The organism is Pseudoalteromonas sp. S16_S37 (assembly GCF_014694405.1).
Taxonomy (GTDB): Bacteria; Pseudomonadota; Gammaproteobacteria; order Enterobacterales; family Alteromonadaceae; genus Pseudoalteromonas.
In genome coordinates this window covers 1-18,264 of record NZ_JAAUWV010000025.1, presented here as the reverse complement: position 1 = coordinate 18,264, position 18,264 = coordinate 1, and the positions used below count along the sequence as shown (strand labels likewise).

Sequence of the window (18,264 nt, the reverse complement as noted above, 5' to 3'; positions counted from 1 at the left end):
CCGTGTTTTGATGTAATTTTGATGATAGGTACAAAAATTTTAGCTGAATGAGATTTGAACACGGAAGCAACCATTTAGCTTTATTTATTTAAATTGAAACAACCTAAACACATGGGAAACAACACAATGAGAAACGTTCGCTTAACTAAAGTGGCCGGCGCATTAGCATTAGCTCTTGGCGTATCAGCAAGCGCATTCGCAGCTGACACTTCATCGGCAATGCGTGGTAAAATTACTACTCCAACTGGAGAAGCTGCCGCTAACGTTAAAGTTACTGTTATTCACGAGCCTACAGGCACAATTAGCACATTTACAACTAACGAGTCTGGTGCGTTTATCGCAAAAGGTCTTCGTGTTGGTGGTCCTTACCGCGTAGTGCTTGACTCTGACAAGTATTCAGACGCTCAGCTTGATAACATTTTCCTAGAGCTGGGTGATACACACCGTATCAACAGTCAACTTGAGCCGTTACAAAAAATTGAGAAAATCGAAGTGACGGGCTATAAAATCGTTCAGCAAGCTGGCGGTTCAAACAGCGTATTTGGCGCTGACACAATTGCTAACGTACCAAGCTTCAATAACGATATCAAAGACGTTGCACGTTTAAACCCGCTTGCTAGCATTAACGGTAACGGCGAACTAACCATTGCTGGTAACAACCCAAGAACAAACGGTTTAACTGTTGACGGTATTGGTCAAAACGATGACTTCGGCTTGAACTTTGGCGGATATCCTACAAAACAACCTCCTGTAGCGTTAGATGCTGTTGAACAAATCTCAGTTGACGCTTCTCCTTTTTCTGCAAAAAAAGGTAACTTTGGTGGTGGTACCATCAACGCAGTAACAAAGTCAGGTTCGAACGAATACACATTCACTGGTTTCTATGAGACAAGCACGCCTAGCTTAGCTGGTAAATCTGACACTCTATCAGAGAAAAAAGTTCCCGAAACAACCATAGATAAAGATGGTAAAGAGAAAACTGAATACGTAAATGTTTTTGATGAAGATGGTCAAAAAGTTTTCGAAGCCAACAGCACAGACCCAATTTTAACTGAGACACGTTTTGGTTTTAGCACCGGTGGTGCAATTGTAGAAGATGAGCTTTTCTATTTCGTAAACTACAACTCTTGGAAACAAGAGAAGGAAATGGACTACGGCTTTAAAGGTGATGGCGTTTCACACACACACCAATTCAACGTTTCTCAGGCAGATTACAACAAGTTCATCACAACACTGAATAACACATACGGCCTTCAAGATAGTTTCGGTGGTAACCCAGAAGATACAAGCGATAGCTTGCTAGTTAAGCTAAGCTGGAACATCAGCGACCTTCACCGCGCTGACTTCACTTACCAATGGCAAGATGAAGAAGAGGCTCGTGGTGAAGCTAGTGGTGGTGGTACTGTAAATATGGCGTCTCAGCGTTATCAGTACACAACCAAGTTCAACAACTTTGCAGCTAAATTATATTCAGATTGGTCAGATGATTTCTCATCAGAAATCGGTTTGGCATATAAGAATGTTACTAACGATAGCATTGCAAACTCTGATTTAGGTACTGTTAAGGTCTATGTTTCAGGTGGTCGAGGTGATTCTTTTGAATTCGGTCGTGACGTAAATCGTCATGAAAATAAATCTGAAACTGAAACTTTTGCACTAACGTTCGACGCGACTTACTTGCTTGGTGAGCATGAAATTAACTTTGGTGCGCAACTAGATAGCATGCGCCTGTACAACTTGTATGCGAAAAACTCTCGTGGTTCATGGACATTCGGTAGCATTGAAGACTTTGAAAATAAAAAGCTTCATTTTGTCACTGACCGTAGAAGTCAAATTGACAACTACAAGTTTACCTATGCAAATGCATACACTGGAAACGCACAAGACTTAGCCTATGATGCAACGCGTACTCAGTTAGCACTTTATGTTGAAGATAAGTTCTACCCTACTGATGACCTTGAGTTGACTGCGGGCTTGCGCTATGAGCGTTTATCATCTGATGACAAACCTGCACTAAACACGGCGTTCCAAAACACATATGGTTATACAAACCAAGAAAACTTGGATGGCGTAGATATCATCCTGCCGCGTATTGGATTTAAGTACTATGCAACAGAGTCTTTAACGATTAATGGTGGTATTGGTCGCTTCCAAGGTGGTATTCCAAATGTGTGGTATAACAACCCATTCCAAAACGACGGTATTACCTACGTTGAAGCGTCGCAAAATGCAATCAACAACTATTTCTCAGGTGTTGATCAAGTAGATTTCACGCGTGTTCCAGAACAAATTAACACATCACTTGTTAAAGGCGCAGGAAGTACAACGTACACTGACCCTAACTTTGAATTGCCATCAAGTATTCGTGCTCAAGTTGGTTTTGAATACGACTTTGATTCCGAGATGTTAGGTGATGGCTTTAAGTGGACTGCTGAACTTGCATACCACAAGAAAGAAAATGAAGCGATTTGGCGTAATACAGCAATAAAACCTAAGTTAGATGAAAATGGCGAAATTGTTCGTTCTGCAACAGGTCGTATCATTTATGAAACACGATACTCTGGTGACTTGAAAGATAATTACGACATCATGATGACCAATGCTGACGTAAGCCCACGTTCAATTATCTTCTCTACAGCGCTTGCTAAACAATGGGATAACGGTCTATACGTATCTGCAAGTTATACGCACCAAGACGTTGAAGATGTGTCTCCAGGTAGTGCATCAACTGCCGATGGTAACTATAAACACGCTACAACGCAGAGTCGTAACGTTGATTTAGTTGGCCGTGGCCACTATGAAGTAGAGCATAGCTTGAAGTTAAACCTTAGCTACAAAACAGAGTTCTTTGAAGGTTATGCGTCTAAATTTAACGTATTCTTTGAGCGCCGCTCTGGTCGTCCATTTAGCTACACTATGGGATCATTTAACGATGGTGATTTCGGCGATACACGAGGCCTAGATGGCACATCAGCATACTTAGCATACATTCCAAGTGGTCCTAATGATCCAAATGTAGACTGGGTTAAATCAGCAAACCCAGAAGGTAGAAATGAGACACCAATGACATGGGAAAAGCTAGAGAAGCTGCTAAACCGTGCGGGTATTACTGAAAGAGGTCAAATCCTTGGTCGTAACACTGGTACGCAACCTTGGGTGACTACTATGGATGTGAGCTTTAAACAAGAGATCCCTGGGTTCTATGAAGGTCACAAAGGCGAGCTTTACATTATGGTCGACAACTTTGCAAACCTACTTAATAGCGACTGGGGCATCGAGAAGAAGATCTCTTACTCTGACCAAAAGTTGTATGACTTCGGTGGTCTAGAAAATGGTAAGCTAATCCTAAATGAGCGCTACCAAGGTTCTGATGTACGTAACTACACAGAAATTGTTAAGGGCTCATCTGCGTGGCAAGCTAAAATCGGTATTCGTTACACTTTCTAATCCCGATTTAATTAGCGCATAAAAAAGTTAAAAGGCCAACATCATGTTGGCCTTTTTCTATAATTTATCTACTTCACGCTCTATTTTGTCCATCATGCTTCTCAGCAGCGCTCGCTCGTCATTCGATAATTCCACTAGGAGCTCTTCCTCCCACTGAAGTGCCTTTGGAGAGAGTTGCGCATAAAGTGCCTCCCCGCTTGGCGTCAAACTCAGCAATTTTGCACGCTTGTCGCTGGGATCTGCACATAGTTCAATCAACTGCTTATCTGTGAGTTGCTTCACCGCACGTGACATAGTCGATTTATCTATTTCCGCCAAATCACATAAACGCTTTGCAGAGCACATCTTTTGCTGTGCCAAATGCGCAATAGCACGCCACTGAGGCACGCTCAAACCAGCCTCTTCAAAGTACACACTTGAAAAAGCGCTACTGACTTTATTTGCCAACTTTACGAGTCGATACGGTAAAAACTCGTCTATTTTTAGTGACACCTTGCTCAACGCCTTTTGCTCCTCGAATACATTCGTAAACAATTATATACAAACTCATTTATGAAAGACACTTGATAATACTCTCACATGAGAGTATCTTGATTTCATCTACTAAGGAGTCAAAAATTATGAGCAACGAATTTCAATACCTAACAGGCTTTGGTAATGAGTTTGAAACCGAAGCATTACCTGGCGCATTACCAATTGGCCAGTTTTCTCCACAAAAAGTAAAATACGACCTGTACGCAGAACAATATAATACAACCGCGTTTACAGCTCCGCGTGCCGACAATCGCAGAAACTGGTTTTATCGTATTCGCCCATCTGTTGTACAAGGTGATTATCAAGCGATGGACAATGGCTTGTTACGCACCGCGCCAATCACTGAAGTACCAACACCGCCAACGATGTTACGTTGGAATCCAATTGAGATCCCATCAGAAAAAACAGATTTCATTGATGGCTTAGTGACCATGGCTGCAAACGGCAGTGCCAACGGTCAATCAGGTATCGGTATTCATGTATACGTTGCTAACGCTTCAATGGAAGGCCGTTACTTCTACAATGCTGATGGTGAGTTTTTATTTGTACCTCAGCAAGGTGAGTTAGTACTGCACACTGAATGCGGTAAATTAGCACTGCGTCCAGGTGAAATCGCCGTTATTCCACGTGGTATTAAATTCTCAGTAGAACTTATCAGCGAGCAAGCACGTGGTTATATCTGTGAAAACTACGGCCATCCGCTAATTTTACCTGAGCGTGGACCTGTAGGTGCAAACGGCTACACCAACGAGCGTGATTTCCAATACCCAGTTGCAGCGTTTGAAGATAAAGAAGGTGACTTTGAATTAGTTGCTAAGTTTAACGGTAACCTATTCCGTTGTGATATCGGTCACTCTCCACTTGATGTGGTGGCGTGGACTGGTAACAGTGCACCATACAAATATGATTTAGCACGCTTTAACGTAATGAATACGGTAAGCTTTGACCACCCTGATCCGTCAATCTTTACTGTTTTAACTTCTCCTTCTGGCACAGCGGGTGTTGCGAATGTTGACTTTGTGATCTTCCCACCACGTTGGATGGTTGCAGAAAACACTTTCCGCCCTCCTTACTATCACCGTAATATCATGAGTGAATTCATGGGCTTAATTGAAGGTGTTTACGATGCTAAAGAGCATGGTTTTGTACCAGGTGGTATGAGCTTACATAACTGTATGTCTCCACACGGGCCTGAAGCAGATGTATTTGAAAAAGCATCAAATGCAGAGCTTGAGCCACAACGCTACGAAAATACCTTAGCGTTTATGTTTGAATCTCGTTATGTAATTTCTCCAACCAAATATGCACTTGAAGGTAAAGAGCGTCAGCAAAATTATCTAGATTGTTGGAAAGGCATTAAAAAATACTACAAAGGCGCGTAACATAGCGCTTACCAAAAAATGATAAGGCACTCTTTTGAGTGCCTTTTGTCGTGATTAAGGAACAGACTATGAAACTCTATACATATTTTCGCTCATCTGCCGCTTATCGTGTTCGTATCGCTCTGAATTTAAAGAATATTGCACATGAACTTGTGGCGGTAAACCTACTAAAATCAGAACAACAAGGTGAGCAGTACACCAGCAAAAACCCACAAGGCTTGCTACCGGCTTTAGAAACCGAGCAAGGTGTTTTAGCTCAGTCATTAGCCATTTTAGAATGGCTTGAAGAGACTCATACAGATACCCCATTACTGCCAAACGATCCTTGGCAAAAAGCACAGGTTCGCAACTTTTGCTATGCCATAGCGTGTGATATCCACCCAATCGATAACCTTCGAGTGCTTAAATACTTAAGCCAAGAGCTGAATGTTGATGATGAACAAAAAAATACTTGGTATCGTCATTGGATCATAGAAGGGTTTAAAAAGCTTGAATTAATGCTAGGCGACAGCGAATTCTGTTTTGGTGATAAGCCCTCACTCGCAGATGTTTGCTTAGTGCCTCAGGTATTCAACGCGCTACGTTTTAATGTTGATATGACCCCCTTCCCTAAAATAGCTGCCATTTACGAGCGTTGTAATCAATTACCCGCATTTAGTGATGCTGCGCCAGAGAATCAACCTGACGCACAGTAATATCATTGCAATGCACAATGAACTTGGTCTAGATGAGAGATCAAGTCCAAGCCCAGATCGGTAAGATAACCGCCATCTGGGCTATCTATAATTCCTTTATCATACAGCCTCTGTGCTGCGTCAATTAAACTTTGCTCAGCATCACTGTGTATTTTAATACCTTGATGCATACTGGTTCGTGGAAATTTAGCTAATAAGGTAAGTTCTGCCATCATATTTTGATCAAACGCCATTGCGATCCCCTTCTTTTGTTTTTATCTTGTTATAGTTACTTCTGCAAAGCGTATAACTGCTTTATTTAAAGATTAGCCAACTCTGGGAGTTCTGCCATGAAATCACTTGTTTATATCGCTTTAAGTGCTTTATTAATAACAGCAAGTTACTCATTTGCTGTTGATTCGAATCATGAAAAGGTCACATTGCTTGAAATGCCACATCGAGTTTGTTGGTATCAAGGTGCGCAATATAGCGAGGGGGCGCTAATCAAGCAGTTTGATTTGTTATTTATTTGCAGCCCCAAATACAGTAACCAACCACAGAGTCAATTAGTGTGGTTAAAAGCAAATAAAGAAGGCCAACCTATTAGGCTAGACCCAGTAAAGACAATCAGGGTAAACTAGCGGTTTTGTAATTAGAGTGCTTTCATGACGCAACAGCAGCCAAACAACCCATTACATGGTGTAAAACTAGAAGACATCATTATTAAACTAGAGCAAGAACTTGGCTGGCAAGCACTGGGGGAGGCGATTAATATTCGCTGTTTTACCCATGACCCAAGCGTAAAGTCTAGTTTAAAGTTTTTGCGAAAAACGCCTTGGGCGCGAGAAAAGGTAGAACAGCTTTATCTTGATACTTTTCATGGCTTTGTCTGGCCTTCGATCAAAAAATAATGCCACGCCATAGCCATATTATTCGTAAAGTGATTTATATGCCTCAATGATTTTGCTTTTGGTTCTTGGTGCAAGCTCTTTGTTACAAGCAAAGTACAACTTTGCACCAAAATTAGGTAATGTGTACTTCTTCTCTAACATTGTGGTCATGTGTTCTGTTTTGCTTTTATGCTCAAATTGCACATCACTTAAGATCACCAAATCTATAAAGCCTTTTCTTGTTGCCAATAGTTCAAAAACATTGTCAAAGCTAGAGATCATGATTAGGTGTCTATCTTCTTCAAACCCCCGCTCTTTGAGATACAGATGACTAAAGTTTTGTCTTATTACCGCTGTTTTGTAATTTAATGCGTCGTCTAACTTATTGATATTATATTTTTTATCACGCAAACCGTAAAAAGATGTCGAAAAGGTACTGATAGGAAAAAGCCAGTCAAATAGCTGTTCTCTTGAGTCTGAACGAGCGATAGAAAAAATGCAGCTATTGGGGTTTCGTTGCGCAGCGTTGTAAGTTACCGACCATTGATTAACACTAAAAACATAGTCTATATCGGCTTTTTGCAAAACGGCTTTGACTTTATCCACCGCTGAGCCAACTAACACACCCTCTTTATTGGTGTATTGAAAATCAGGGAATTCCTCTGTCATGACATTGAGCGAATTTGCCTGAGATGATAAGCAAACACAGCTCAAAACCACTAACCATAATCGCATTCAGTAACTACCTGTAACCATGTGAACTACAAGAAATATAGCGTACTCACCTTGGTTAGAACAGAAATCAAACAAAAACGGCCGCCTTAAATAGCAGCCGTTTTTAGAATTATCACAAAAGGTTACGAGTTGTTGATAGCGTCAATCAAGAATGCAGATAGTTTTGCACCTTCGCGTAACGTCGTTTCTGAGCTAGTTTGCCCAACCAATGAGCTATCGGTGAAAGGCGCTATTTCCATCATGTCGGCACCCGTAATAGGAAACTCTGCACGTAGCGCTTTTAATATGGTCATCGCCTCATCAGGCGTCATACCATTGCCCTCTGGTGTGCCTGTTGCTGAAGCGAATTCCTCATCCAGCGCATCAATATCAAAACTGACATACAATTCATCAACATTATCCGCTTTAAGCTGCGCAATTACCTGCGCAGCAATGGCATCAGCGCCTTGCTCACGAATTTCGTGTGCCCAATGCTGTTTAACACCAAATGTTGACTCCCAGTGTGCTTTGTCTTTACCACTTGAACGAATACCGAATTGGATAAGATGGTGAGGTGCTGGTAAAAACTCAAGAATATGCGTGCACCAAGAACCAAAACATAAATCAATTCCTAAACGTTCAACTAACAAGTCTGTGTGTGCATCAAAATGAATGATTGCCGTGCGCTTGCCTGCATCACGTTTAGCTTTTAAATATGATTTTGTTAACGGGTAGCTTATTGAGTGGTCTCCACCAATACCAAATATGCCTTTCTCTGGATATTGTTGATAAAAGCCGTCGCATACATCTTCTGTAATAGATAGAGGTGATACGTAATACTCACTGTTTTCATTTTGATACAGCGCTTTTTGGCAATTACTGATTGTCGCTTGATTTAAATATTTGTCGTGAAGAAGATGTGGAATAACGCGAACATCACCTAAATCAAAAGCCCTCACGTGTGGTTGCTGCTCGATGAGTGTTGAGCGCAGAAATAATGGTCCCCAGTTAGCGCCTCTTAAAATACCACCGCCACAATCAGAGCTGATCCCCAATATGGCGGCTTTATGTTCACTTTGTTCAATGTTTGCCAATGATGCTTTCCAAAGCGCGTCAACCCCTTCGGTTTGACCATACAATTTGGTTCTTAATGCATCTTTTCTTTCTTTTGCTGTGTTTACAGTAAATACACCATCTCCAGGGGGACACAAACAGTGCTCAAGTTTTTGTATAAATTGTTGTTTTGTATTCGCCATTTGAAGCCTCCAAAGATAACGATCTTGCATATTAATGCGCTTTGCAATTTTTTTCTTGCTCTATCAAGCAGCCTTAGGCATATGCTGCCTAGTACCAAGCTTTAGTAATGAGAGCGTAGATAGTGAAAAATATAAATCTTTTATATACAACATCTTAAATAAAAAACTCAAATATTAAGGCGTTGGCAGCGCAGTGATAAAATCAAACTTAAGGGAGGTATAACATCGTGATTGTTAATGTCAACCACGGCATGCAATGAAGGGCATTAACGCCGTGGTTTAATATTCATAACTAATGAATAGTTAAAGGTTATTCGTATCCTCTTGGCTTTTTAGTTTTAATAATTGCAATGTAACCATGCCAACTGGCGTAGCTTAGCAATGGCATGATAATAATAAACCCTGCCGTTCCCGTTAAAAATCCTAAAAGGACGAGAAGCACTATCAACGCACACCATACTAACATTGCGCCTACATTCGACTTAACGGCATGCATTGAACTTACTACAGCGGTCATAATATCAACTCTGCGCTCCATCATAATTTGTGGAGTAAACGCTGAAATCGCAAATACCGACGCCATAAGAACTCCACCCACTAAAGTGCCAAGTGTTAGAAAGGCCGACAATTGCTCAAAAGTTGGGTCTGCAACATTTGGGTATAAAGCATGGATAAGTGCAGCTAAACGCATCCAAACTATCATTATCACCATCAGTAAAACTGCAAAACCCCACTCTCCTGCTGGGTTTCTAAACATAGACTTAAGGCTATGCATAAACGTCGGCGTGTGACCTTTTTCAAGCTCCCAAGCAACATCATACAAACCCGCTGCAAACGCAGGCCCAATAAGTGCAAAAGCAACCGCTGCAGGTAAAATGACAAGATGTGTTCCAGATTGATACACAAGCCACATAATAGTGGCGGGAATAATGGTAAAAATTAAACCGTAGATTAAGCTAAGCATTGGCGCTCTTGTCATGTCTTTAAAGGCAAGTGCGAGCCAGTGGAAAGCCGCAAAAGTGCTTATCTTGTTGCTTTCAAAGCAACGTGCAAATTCGGTATGTTTATCAATCGGTGGAGATGCTGGCATAATAAGTCCTCTTATATTGCTACACTTAAGGTTTAGAAGATCAAGCTTAAAGATGCAAGTAAGCATACAATTGCAACCGCAAAATCGGACATCTGTCCTGTACTTTAAGGCCAGTAATAACAAACATTACGCTTTAGATAAAAATAAGGTTTACTATGGATAAGGTATTTCATTTAGGGCTAGATAAACAGGCACTTAACGGTGCTACTCTAGCAATTGTACCGGGCGATCCTGAGCGCGCAAAACGTATCGCACACAAGCTAAGCGACCCTTTCTGTTTGGCCCAAACTCGTGAGTTTCATGTCTACAGAGCAACGCTAAACAACCATTCTGTGGTAATTTGCTCCACGGGTATCGGTGGCCCATCTACTTCCATCGCGGTTGAAGAATTAGCGCAATTAGGTGTTCGTACTTTTTTACGTGTTGGAACGACAGGTGCAATACAGCCTCACATAAATGAGGGAGATGTTTTAGTCAGTACCGCATCCGTTAGACTAGATGGCGCAAGTCAGCATTTTGCCCCTTTGAGCTACCCTGCTGTGTCAGATTTTCATTGTACACAAGCAATGGTCAACGCATGTGAAGAGTTAAATATTCCGCATCATATCGGCATAACCGCGTCTAGTGATACGTTTTATCCCGGCCAAGAACGTTACGATACCTATTCAGGTTATGTGAGCAAAGCGTTCCAAGGTAGTTGTGCTGAGTGGCAAAAGTTAAACGTAATGAACTATGAAATGGAGTCTGCGACTTTATTTACTATGTGCGCAACGTTAGGCTTAAAAGCAGCTTGTGTGGCGGGTGTTTTGGTTAACAGAACACGTCAAGAGATCCCAACCGTTGATCATGCAAAAGTAGAGCACGATTCAGTGGCTGTTGTGCTAAAAGCGGCAGAAATACTACTAAAATAATTATTTTACTCTCATGGCCTCTATTCCTAGAGGCCATCTAAACTCATTATTGCAATGCGCCAAATTATGCGTATTTTGCTGTCACGTGTTTAATTTGCAAATCTATGCCATAACTGTCTAAAACGGCTTCAGCAACCGCCTTTTGATTCTCAAACCCTTCACTTTGCACCAAAGTAATATGGCTAATACCAGCTTGCTTTGCAGTCAATCCAGCCAATGCAAGCTGACTTAGTGCGCTTTGCATAGGAGATAAACTTGGGCTGTATGCGGCATTTTCCGCGTAGCGACCGTAAAAGTTGCCATTTGAGACTGTACATATTTCGACAGCTGAGATGTTCTTTGAATAAGGCGCATAAGCGCTTTGTAGGTGTAATTTTAACGACTCGCTTATCTCACTCGACAAACTGATAATTTTTGCCTCACTGCTTGCTAGCAGACGCTCAGAATTGTCTAACTCTTGAGGACCAAACGCACTTGGCAACAACTCACCAAGCTGAGTATTGAGATTTGGCAGCATAATATTAAGCGCTTGTGCGGTTGATAGCTCATTCATAAATTGTCGGCAGTAGCCACATGGCGCATCGGTGATTGCCATCGCACTTATTTCTTTAGCGTCATTTAACCATGCGTTATTAATTGCTGATTGTTCTGCATGGACTACCAAGCTTAAAGCTTGATGTGAAAACTCAAGATTTGCCCCTAAATAAGCATTGCCGCTGATTTTATCGTATGCAACAGCACCAACATTAAAATGAGAAATAGGTGCTTGAGAAAATGTTGCCGCCACCGGTAGTAAGGCTTTGAGTAATGATTCCAAAGTGCAGTCTAACTGCTTTTGTAAATCGCTTAATTGGGCTTTTGAAAAATGACCGCGTGTATGCTTGGCTTGTTCTTGTAGTTGTTTTATTTGTTGCGGATTAAATACTGCCATTACTAAAACATGATTGATTAATGGCAGGACAGTGTAAGCACAATCTACAAATTACACAACCATTGCTTTGCAGTTTTAAAGCATTCAAAATTTTCAGCATTAACGTTATATCGCTTCGCTTTTTGCAAAATCAGGTCATGCATGTAGCCTTCAAAACCAACGACTCTTGCAATCGTAAAGTCTCGCATGTAGTGCGCAACTTTTGGCATAAAGTCAACAATGTCGATGGCCTCAAAACGATGTTCTACCTCGCTCAAATCAATCAAAATCTTTGAGCTATTGTGCGCTTTTGCATAGTCATTTGCGATTCGATAAACACTCACAACATCGTCAGCGCTAACGCAACCACGTAACGTCATTAAAATTAGCGATGTCGTATCATCGTAAGTGATACTAGTAGATAGTGTTGACATTGGACCTCAATAAAAGCGATAGCGAATTAAAAACTGGTAAGTTCGCTCATAAATCGACCTACTGGTATTACCAGTCGGTCGATTTTAAGTAAATGAGAACCAATGTCAATAAATTTAATCAAAAACACCTGTTTTTTCTTGTGCATTTAATACTTAAGGATTGGTTTTGCTAAATCGAGCCTACTGCCTGTTTGAGAAGCAGTGCCAGCATAGCCGCAAAAGATGGCAAAAAGACTGACACTGAAGATATGTTGCTTAGCGCTACCCGGTATGCGTTACCCAGTATGCGTTACCCGGTATTACGCATTCCCGCGGCAATTCCTGTCATAGTGATCATTAACGCATTATCAATGTCATCGCTGTGTCCTGAGCGAGCTCGATTTAATAACTCAACCTGTAGCACATTGAGTGGATCGGTATAGGGGTTTCGCAGTGCAATTGATTCTTTTATCCAAGGCTGCGCCGACAACAATGTAGAATCAGGCGCTAAGCGTTGCACTAAATCTCGGGCTTGGCTTAGTTCGTCCCTTAATTTTTTGCCCAAAGGCTTATAGTCATCATCGACCAAACCTTGCTCATAATGTTCACTGAGCCAGCTGTCCGCTTTACAAAATACCATCTCTAGCATTTCTAGCCGTGTTCTAAAGAACGGCCACTGCTCACTCATATGTCTCAACGTTTGCTCTGAATATTCTTCAACAGCCGCTTTTAGACCTTGCAATGCACCTAACCAAGCTGGCAGCATGAGGCGGTTTTGGCTCCATGCAAATATCCAAGGAATAGCGCGTAAACTTTCAACCCCACCATTAGGATTACGCTTGGCAGGTCTAGAGCCTAGCGGCAATTTTGCCAATTCAACTTCAGGAGTTGCCATTCTAAAATACGGTACAAACTGCGGGTCTTCACGCACAATGCTGCGATAATGCTCACATGAGGCACTGCTGATAAGTTCCATCACCTCTTGCCAACTACTCTCTGGTTGAGGTGGAGGCAGCAAATTGCTCTCTATAATTGCGCCGCTATAAATAGCTAAGCTTTGCACTGCCACTTTGGGTAAACCAAATTTAAAGCGGATCATTTCGCCCTGCTCCGTTACCCGCAAGCCATTTTTAAGAGAGCCTGGGGGTTGTGAGCGTAAAGCTTGAGCTGCAGGAGCGCCACCGCGACCAATGGTTCCACCTCTGCCATGGAATAGGATCAGTTCAATGTCTTGCTGTTCGCAGATATCTACCAGCTTTTCCATTGCACTGTATTGTGCCCATCCTGCGGCCATCATCCCAGCATCTTTGGCTGAATCGGAATAACCTATCATCACAAACTGCTTGCGATTAATGTGCTGCCTGTACCAAGATTGTGCGAACAACTCTGTCATTACTTGCGCACTGCGATTTAAGTCATCAAGCGTTTCAAACAAAGGAGCGACTGGGAGTTTGAACTTGCAGCCACTCTCTTGCAGCAATAGCTCAACCGCTAAAACATCTGATGCATTTTGCGCCATCGAGATAATATAAATGCCCAATGCATGCTCATCTTGATTGGCTATCACCTCGAATGTATCTAACACTTCTTTTACGTTGCTGCTAGGCTGCCAATGTTTTGGTATTAAAGGCCTGCGTGAGTTTAACTCTGCTAGTAAAAATGCTTGCTTGTCTTGCTCTGACCAATCTGCATATTTGCCAAGACCTAAGTAGCCCGTCAGCTCACTGAATACCTCGGTGTGGCGTGCCGAGTCCTGACGTATATCTAACTTACATAAATTAACGCCAAAACAATTTAAACGACGGATCACATCCAACAACAGTCCATTCGCAATTACATCCATATTTACCTTACATAAAGACCGATAGATGAGCTCTAAGGGCGCTTTTAACTGCGAAACGTGGGTAATTTTGTCTTGTTTTTTGGTTGGTTCATTTTTTATTTTGTGTTCCAGAGCAAAGATTGTTTCACTCACTTGAGACTTAAGTAGTTTTAATAAGTAGCGATAAGGCTCACTTTGCTCACCAATTTGCTCTTTGAGCTCATCACTTGCACAGTGCATTGATAATTCTGCACTAAGCTTATCGAGGTCTCTGTAATACAAATCAAGCGCCATCCAGCGGCCATGATCTAACACGGTTTGCGTAATTTGCGCTGTTACAAATGGGTTACCATCTCTGTCGCCGCCCATCCATGAAGTAAAAGTGATAGGTGAAAAATCTTCAGGTAGCTTCAGACAAAGGATTTCTTCGCTGTAGCTGTGAAATTGGCGAATAAACTCAGGAACAGCATGCCAAAGGCTATTTTCTATAACCGCGAATCCCCATTTTGCTTCGTCCAACGGCGTAGGACGCTTATCGCGTATATCATTGGTATGCCATGCTTGGCAGATTAACTGCTCAATTCTATCAAGCAGATAGTCTTGATGATGTTCATCCAAAATATGTAATTCAAGTGCTTCTAGACACTCACTTAACTCTACATGTTTGCTTATGATAGTACGTCTTGTTACTTCGGTGGGGTGCGCTGTAAGTACCAAATCCATTTTCAAATTTGCGATTACTTGTGCGACTTGATTCAGATTCAATGACCCTTCATCAACGTTTGTCTTTAGCTGTGTTAGGGTATTTTTTAATGTGCTAAGCATGCCATCAGGCGCGCCTTGTTTTGATATTGTGTGAAACTGCTCAGCAACGTTAGCAAGGTTTAAAAAGTGATTAAATGCGCGCGCTACTGGCAGTAATTCCTCATCGGTCAAACCATGCAGCGTGTCTATGAGTAAGGCGCGATCTTGTTCATTGCCATTGCGCGAAGATTTAGACAACTTGCGAATTTGCTCAACTTTATCAAGCACTTTTTGCCCTTGGGCCTGCTGTATTGTTTTTCCTAGCAGTTCACCCAACATGCTTACGTTAGTGCGTAACGTTTGATATTGCTCAGTCATAATGCATCCTTTGTCGAGATTTTATACTACTCACTATACCGAGATTAATTCGATTTACGAGCGATCTATTTTTACCTGTTGACCGTAAGCTACTGTATCAAAATTAAAGTTAGACGTGACATGAAAATATTTTATGATAGCCGTTGCCCCCTGTGTGTGGCTGAAATGAAAAACTTAAAGTCTCACGACAAACATAATCGAATTACCCTTGTTGACTTGCATAGCGACAATTTTGCTACTGAAAACCCGAATATTGATAAGCAAAGAGCGCTTAAAATTCTACACCTGCAAGACGCTCAAGGCATAGTATGGCTCGGTTTAGATGCCACCTATCAAGCTTGGAAAGCGGTAGGAAGACATCGGTGGTTGATATTATTACGCCTTATGCCTATGCGCTGGTTTGCAGACAAAGGCTACTTGTTCTTTGCTAACAATCGCATGGCGATATCAAAATTATTATTACCGAATCAATGTACACGGTCGGGATGCGATATCAATGAGTAAAGATAGTGTCATCGTAATCGGGGCTAACAGCGCAATCGCTCAAGCATTTATACAAGAGCAAAGAGTCAGATCCCCCAATAGTCAACTTATCACTGTCAGCCAAAGTGCTATGTCGCAGTTAGACAATAACCATACTCACTTTGAGTGTGATTACTCTGAGGCGCAGATATTACTTCTAGCAGAAAGCATAAAATCACATATCCGATTTGCGAAAAGTATCAGCATATTCAATGGTCAGCTCCATAATGAACAATTTGGACCTGAAAAGCGCCTTGAAGACTTCAACGAGCACTACCTAACTTGGCTTTTGAAAACAAATACCATCACGCCTATGCTTTGGCTTAAGGGTATTGGTCAGCATTTAACTCACCAAAGTACGTGTGTGATCACCTTTTTAAGCGCAAGAGTCGCTAGTATTGATGATAACGTATTAGGGGGTTGGTACAGCTACCGAGCCAGTAAAGCTGCTCTAAACATGGCAGTAAAGACAGCATCAATCGAACTTGCAAGACGTGCCAAGCGCTGTAAATGTGTGCTGTTTCACCCCGGTACAACCGACAGCCCACTTTCCAAACCATTTCAAAACAATGTTCCAGAGGGAAAGCTATTTTCCCCATCATTTGTTGCTCAACAGCTCAGCAATTTGATTGAATCAAGAGAGCATAACGGGCTGGTGGACTATATTGACTGGCAGGGAAATAGCATCAACTGGTAATTATACATCGCAATTATCGAAGGCAAAATTATATGCATTTTACAAAACAAGATATTGAAAACTTAGATAAACAAACTCGAGTGCACTTTATTAATTCGTTGTCTGGATTCAAAAGCGCTAACCTTATCGGTACAGTCGATGATCAAGGTCAAGAGAATTTAGCAATAGTGAGCTCGGTATTTCATTTGGGCGCTCATCCTCCATTAATAGGTATGATAATGAGGCCGCACTCTGTGCCTAGAGATACTCTAGAGAATATCCTTCAAACTGGCCAGTACACCATCAATCACATTAATGCAGATATAGTTGAAAAGGCACACCAAACATCAGCACGTTATAACAAGGATGTATCTGAATTTAAAGCTGTGGGTTTAACACCATACTATACCGGCAGCTGCATCGCGCCGTTTGTTAAAGAAAGTAAGTTAAAAATGGCTGTGGAGCTTAAAAGTACGCAAACCATAGAGCTAAACCAAACAGTGTTAGTGATTGGAGAGATAACAGACGTTTATTTAGAAAACGATAAAGCTTATTGCCAAGATGGTTTTTTAGACTTAGAAAAATTAAATACCGTTTCCATCAGTGGCCTTGATAGGTATCACACTACCTCTGGGTTGATACGCCTAAGCTACGCAAAGCCCAATGAAGCGTTACACCCTCTCAGTATTGCACCCTGTAAATAAGTTCTGACTTCTCTGTATTTATAAAGGTAAAGGCCAAAACAACATTCTTCTCTTGCACTTAGTTTACTAATAATGGTCCAATAGAATACATTCATTGTATTGTTTGCTTTATCTTTGTGATTCAGTAAATTATTACAACAACTGAGATTGTCAAATAATAGGAGACGTAGCATGTGGCAAAACAAATTTAGAGTTGCCCTGTGTGTCGGTATATTGACATGGGCACTCCCAAGTAACGCAGGCCTTGAAGAAGGAATAGAGGCAGCCAACAAAGGTGAGTTTGAAGTCGCCTTGAAAGAATTCAGATATTTAGCTGATATGGGTTACGGCCCAGGTATTTATGAGTTGGCAAAAATGTATGAGGGAGGCTTTGGCGTACCTAAAGACCTAAGAAAAGCCGCCCAACTATTCCAAGATGCGGTGAACACAGGTGTTGCTGATGCTATGTTCTCGCTTGCAGTTATGTATGAACAAGGCAGAGGTGTTAAACAAGATAAACAGCGCGCTGTTGAACTGTACACGCGAGCAGCTCAGAAAAACCTAGCAGCGGCCCAGTTTAACCTAGGTGTTATGTATACCAATGGTGATGGTGTAATTAAAGATTATAACGTCGCTATGGACTGGTATGAAAAAGCGGCGGCCAGCAATTACACATTGGCACAGTTTAACCTAGCTTTGATGTATTATCAGGGTCTTGGAGTAAGTAAAAATATCGAAAAGTCTTTTATTTGGAACACGATTGCCGAATACAATGGCAATCAGCAAGCCGCTAAAAGCCGTCAGTTAGATGAAAAGCAGCTTTCTCCTTCTCAAATAGAGCAAGCCACTGAAAAAGCGACTGAAATATACTATAAAATTCAAGAGCGTAAATATATTCCGGAAGTAAGACCACGCAAAACCACATATTAAACGCTACTGGTCACTCTAGCTCATACCCACTCTTTATACTGGATGAAAAACGTTAGCATAAAGGTTGGTATGAGCTAGTCATCATTAAATGAGTTTAAAACGCCTCATAAAAAGGCTTGTAATTGTTGTTATCACGATGGGTGACAAAATGAATTGCCTATTCGTTCACTTCGACCCTGTAACAGATTCTGTGTAACTGCCATTTAGTTGATATGTCTTTCGAGGCGTTCCTCGAATTCGATAATAAATCGACTCATCGCCTGACGCCAGTTTTGAATGGGCATTGTC

The 18,264-nt window shown here is 41.6% G+C and carries 18 protein-coding genes; 10 read left to right on the top strand and 8 right to left on the bottom strand.

All coding sequences use genetic code 11. From position 1 onward, the window contains the following. Positions 1–126: 126 nt before the first annotated feature. A complete protein-coding gene (locus tag HC733_RS12280; protein WP_190365338.1) occupies positions 127–3,447 on the top strand; it encodes a TonB-dependent receptor in 3,321 nt (1,106 codons plus the stop codon). A gap of 57 nt (positions 3,448–3,504) precedes the next feature. On the opposite strand, the gene HC733_RS12275 is transcribed toward HC733_RS12280, so the two are convergent. Next, positions 3,505–3,939, bottom strand: coding sequence for a MarR family transcriptional regulator (locus HC733_RS12275; RefSeq protein ID WP_190365337.1), 435 nt, complete (start codon positions 3,937–3,939; stop codon positions 3,505–3,507). Between the two features lie 128 nt (positions 3,940–4,067). Between HC733_RS12275 and hmgA the strand changes: the two genes are divergently transcribed. Then, positions 4,068–5,363 carry a homogentisate 1,2-dioxygenase gene (gene hmgA, locus HC733_RS12270; RefSeq protein ID WP_190365336.1) on the top strand — a complete coding sequence of 432 codons (1,296 nt, stop codon included), beginning with the start codon at positions 4,068–4,070 and terminating at the stop codon, positions 5,361–5,363. Positions 5,364–5,431: 68 nt separating this feature from the next. After that, positions 5,432–6,058, top strand: a complete 627-nt coding sequence (gene maiA, locus HC733_RS12265; protein WP_190365335.1) for a maleylacetoacetate isomerase — start codon at positions 5,432–5,434, stop codon at positions 6,056–6,058. Between the two features lie 2 nt (positions 6,059–6,060). On the opposite strand, the gene HC733_RS12260 is transcribed toward maiA, so the two are convergent. Next, positions 6,061–6,291 (bottom strand): TIGR02647 family protein, encoded by a 231-nt coding sequence (locus tag HC733_RS12260; protein ID WP_152087769.1) that lies wholly within the window; start codon positions 6,289–6,291, stop codon positions 6,061–6,063. A 96-nt stretch (positions 6,292–6,387) separates the two neighbouring features. On the opposite strand from HC733_RS12260, the gene HC733_RS12255 reads away from it, so the two are divergent. Beyond that, positions 6,388–6,678, top strand: a complete 291-nt coding sequence (locus HC733_RS12255) for a DUF1496 domain-containing protein (RefSeq protein ID WP_190365334.1) — start codon at positions 6,388–6,390, stop codon at positions 6,676–6,678. 24 nt (positions 6,679–6,702) lie between these two features. After that, entirely contained in the window at positions 6,703–6,948 is a 246-nt protein-coding gene (locus HC733_RS12250; RefSeq protein ID WP_190365333.1) for a VF530 family protein, read from the top strand. 18 nt (positions 6,949–6,966) lie between these two features. Here HC733_RS12250 and HC733_RS12245 read toward each other — a convergent pair whose 3' ends face one another. From HC733_RS12245 to HC733_RS12235, 3 genes are all read right to left on the bottom strand, one after another. Beyond that, entirely contained in the window at positions 6,967–7,662 is a 696-nt protein-coding gene (locus tag HC733_RS12245) for a transporter substrate-binding domain-containing protein (protein WP_190365332.1), read from the bottom strand. A gap of 122 nt (positions 7,663–7,784) precedes the next feature. Next, positions 7,785–8,897 carry an arginase family protein gene (locus tag HC733_RS12240; RefSeq protein ID WP_190365331.1) on the bottom strand — a complete coding sequence of 371 codons (1,113 nt, stop codon included), beginning with the start codon at positions 8,895–8,897 and terminating at the stop codon, positions 7,785–7,787. A gap of 310 nt (positions 8,898–9,207) precedes the next feature. Further along, on the bottom strand, positions 9,208–9,987 hold the full coding sequence (locus tag HC733_RS12235; RefSeq protein ID WP_190365330.1) for a DUF2189 domain-containing protein: 780 nt from the start codon (positions 9,985–9,987) through the stop codon (positions 9,208–9,210). 155 nt (positions 9,988–10,142) lie between these two features. Here HC733_RS12235 and udp point away from each other — a divergent pair, with 155 nt between their 5' ends. Next, positions 10,143–10,898, top strand: coding sequence for a uridine phosphorylase (gene udp, locus HC733_RS12230; protein ID WP_190365329.1), 756 nt, complete (start codon positions 10,143–10,145; stop codon positions 10,896–10,898). Positions 10,899–10,962: 64 nt separating this feature from the next. Here udp and cdd read toward each other — a convergent pair whose 3' ends face one another. The 3 genes from cdd to ppc form a co-directional block, all read right to left on the bottom strand. Continuing rightward, the gene (cdd, locus tag HC733_RS12225) at positions 10,963–11,829 is read right to left on the bottom strand and encodes a cytidine deaminase (RefSeq protein WP_190365328.1); all 867 of its coding nucleotides are present in this window, start codon (positions 11,827–11,829) and stop codon (positions 10,963–10,965) included. Positions 11,830–11,873: 44 nt separating this feature from the next. After that, entirely contained in the window at positions 11,874–12,242 is a 369-nt protein-coding gene (locus tag HC733_RS12220) for a hypothetical protein (protein WP_190365327.1), read from the bottom strand. A 289-nt stretch (positions 12,243–12,531) separates the two neighbouring features. Further along, positions 12,532–15,165 carry a phosphoenolpyruvate carboxylase gene (gene ppc / locus HC733_RS12215; RefSeq protein WP_190365326.1) on the bottom strand — a complete coding sequence of 878 codons (2,634 nt, stop codon included), beginning with the start codon at positions 15,163–15,165 and terminating at the stop codon, positions 12,532–12,534. A 120-nt stretch (positions 15,166–15,285) separates the two neighbouring features. Between ppc and HC733_RS12210 the strand changes: the two genes are divergently transcribed. The 4 genes from HC733_RS12210 (at position 15,286) to HC733_RS12195 (ending at position 17,976) form a co-directional block, all read left to right on the top strand. After that, complete coding sequence (locus HC733_RS12210; RefSeq protein ID WP_190365325.1) at positions 15,286–15,669, top strand: thiol-disulfide oxidoreductase DCC family protein; 384 nt, start codon at positions 15,286–15,288, stop codon at positions 15,667–15,669. After that, positions 15,662–16,384: an SDR family NAD(P)-dependent oxidoreductase gene (locus HC733_RS12205; RefSeq protein ID WP_190365324.1), complete on the top strand. Its 723-nt coding sequence runs from the start codon at positions 15,662–15,664 to the stop codon at positions 16,382–16,384. The genes HC733_RS12210 and HC733_RS12205 overlap by 8 nt, the downstream gene beginning before the upstream one ends. A gap of 32 nt (positions 16,385–16,416) precedes the next feature. Continuing rightward, positions 16,417–17,067 carry a flavin reductase family protein gene (locus HC733_RS12200; RefSeq protein ID WP_190365323.1) on the top strand — a complete coding sequence of 217 codons (651 nt, stop codon included), beginning with the start codon at positions 16,417–16,419 and terminating at the stop codon, positions 17,065–17,067. 171 nt (positions 17,068–17,238) lie between these two features. Further along, the gene (locus tag HC733_RS12195; RefSeq protein WP_190365322.1) at positions 17,239–17,976 is read left to right on the top strand and encodes a tetratricopeptide repeat protein; all 738 of its coding nucleotides are present in this window, start codon (positions 17,239–17,241) and stop codon (positions 17,974–17,976) included. Positions 17,977–18,264: the final 288 nt, after the last annotated feature.

Excerpts from the sequence above, each read along its gene's own strand:
- HC733_RS12255 (WP_190365334.1), top strand. The coding sequence starts at position 6,388 with ATGAAATCACTTGTTTATATCGCTTTAAGTGCTTTATTAATAACAGCA.
- HC733_RS12220 (WP_190365327.1), bottom strand. The coding sequence starts at position 12,242 with ATGTCAACACTATCTACTAGTATCACTTACGATGATACGACATCGCTA.
- HC733_RS12210 (WP_190365325.1), top strand. The coding sequence starts at position 15,286 with ATGAAAATATTTTATGATAGCCGTTGCCCCCTGTGTGTGGCTGAAATG.
- HC733_RS12235 (WP_190365330.1), bottom strand. The coding sequence starts at position 9,987 with ATGCCAGCATCTCCACCGATTGATAAACATACCGAATTTGCACGTTGC.
- HC733_RS12240 (WP_190365331.1), bottom strand. The coding sequence starts at position 8,897 with ATGGCGAATACAAAACAACAATTTATACAAAAACTTGAGCACTGTTTG.
- HC733_RS12280 (WP_190365338.1), top strand. The coding sequence starts at position 127 with ATGAGAAACGTTCGCTTAACTAAAGTGGCCGGCGCATTAGCATTAGCT.
- HC733_RS12195 (WP_190365322.1), top strand. The coding sequence starts at position 17,239 with ATGTGGCAAAACAAATTTAGAGTTGCCCTGTGTGTCGGTATATTGACA.
- cdd (WP_190365328.1), bottom strand. The coding sequence starts at position 11,829 with ATGGCAGTATTTAATCCGCAACAAATAAAACAACTACAAGAACAAGCC.
- hmgA (WP_190365336.1), top strand. The coding sequence starts at position 4,068 with ATGAGCAACGAATTTCAATACCTAACAGGCTTTGGTAATGAGTTTGAA.
- maiA (WP_190365335.1), top strand. The coding sequence starts at position 5,432 with ATGAAACTCTATACATATTTTCGCTCATCTGCCGCTTATCGTGTTCGT.
- ppc (WP_190365326.1), bottom strand. The coding sequence starts at position 15,165 with ATGACTGAGCAATATCAAACGTTACGCACTAACGTAAGCATGTTGGGT.
- HC733_RS12200 (WP_190365323.1), top strand. The coding sequence starts at position 16,417 with ATGCATTTTACAAAACAAGATATTGAAAACTTAGATAAACAAACTCGA.
- udp (WP_190365329.1), top strand. The coding sequence starts at position 10,143 with ATGGATAAGGTATTTCATTTAGGGCTAGATAAACAGGCACTTAACGGT.
- HC733_RS12205 (WP_190365324.1), top strand. The coding sequence starts at position 15,662 with ATGAGTAAAGATAGTGTCATCGTAATCGGGGCTAACAGCGCAATCGCT.
- HC733_RS12260 (WP_152087769.1), bottom strand. The coding sequence starts at position 6,291 with ATGGCGTTTGATCAAAATATGATGGCAGAACTTACCTTATTAGCTAAA.
- HC733_RS12245 (WP_190365332.1), bottom strand. The coding sequence starts at position 7,662 with ATGCGATTATGGTTAGTGGTTTTGAGCTGTGTTTGCTTATCATCTCAG.
- HC733_RS12250 (WP_190365333.1), top strand. The coding sequence starts at position 6,703 with ATGACGCAACAGCAGCCAAACAACCCATTACATGGTGTAAAACTAGAA.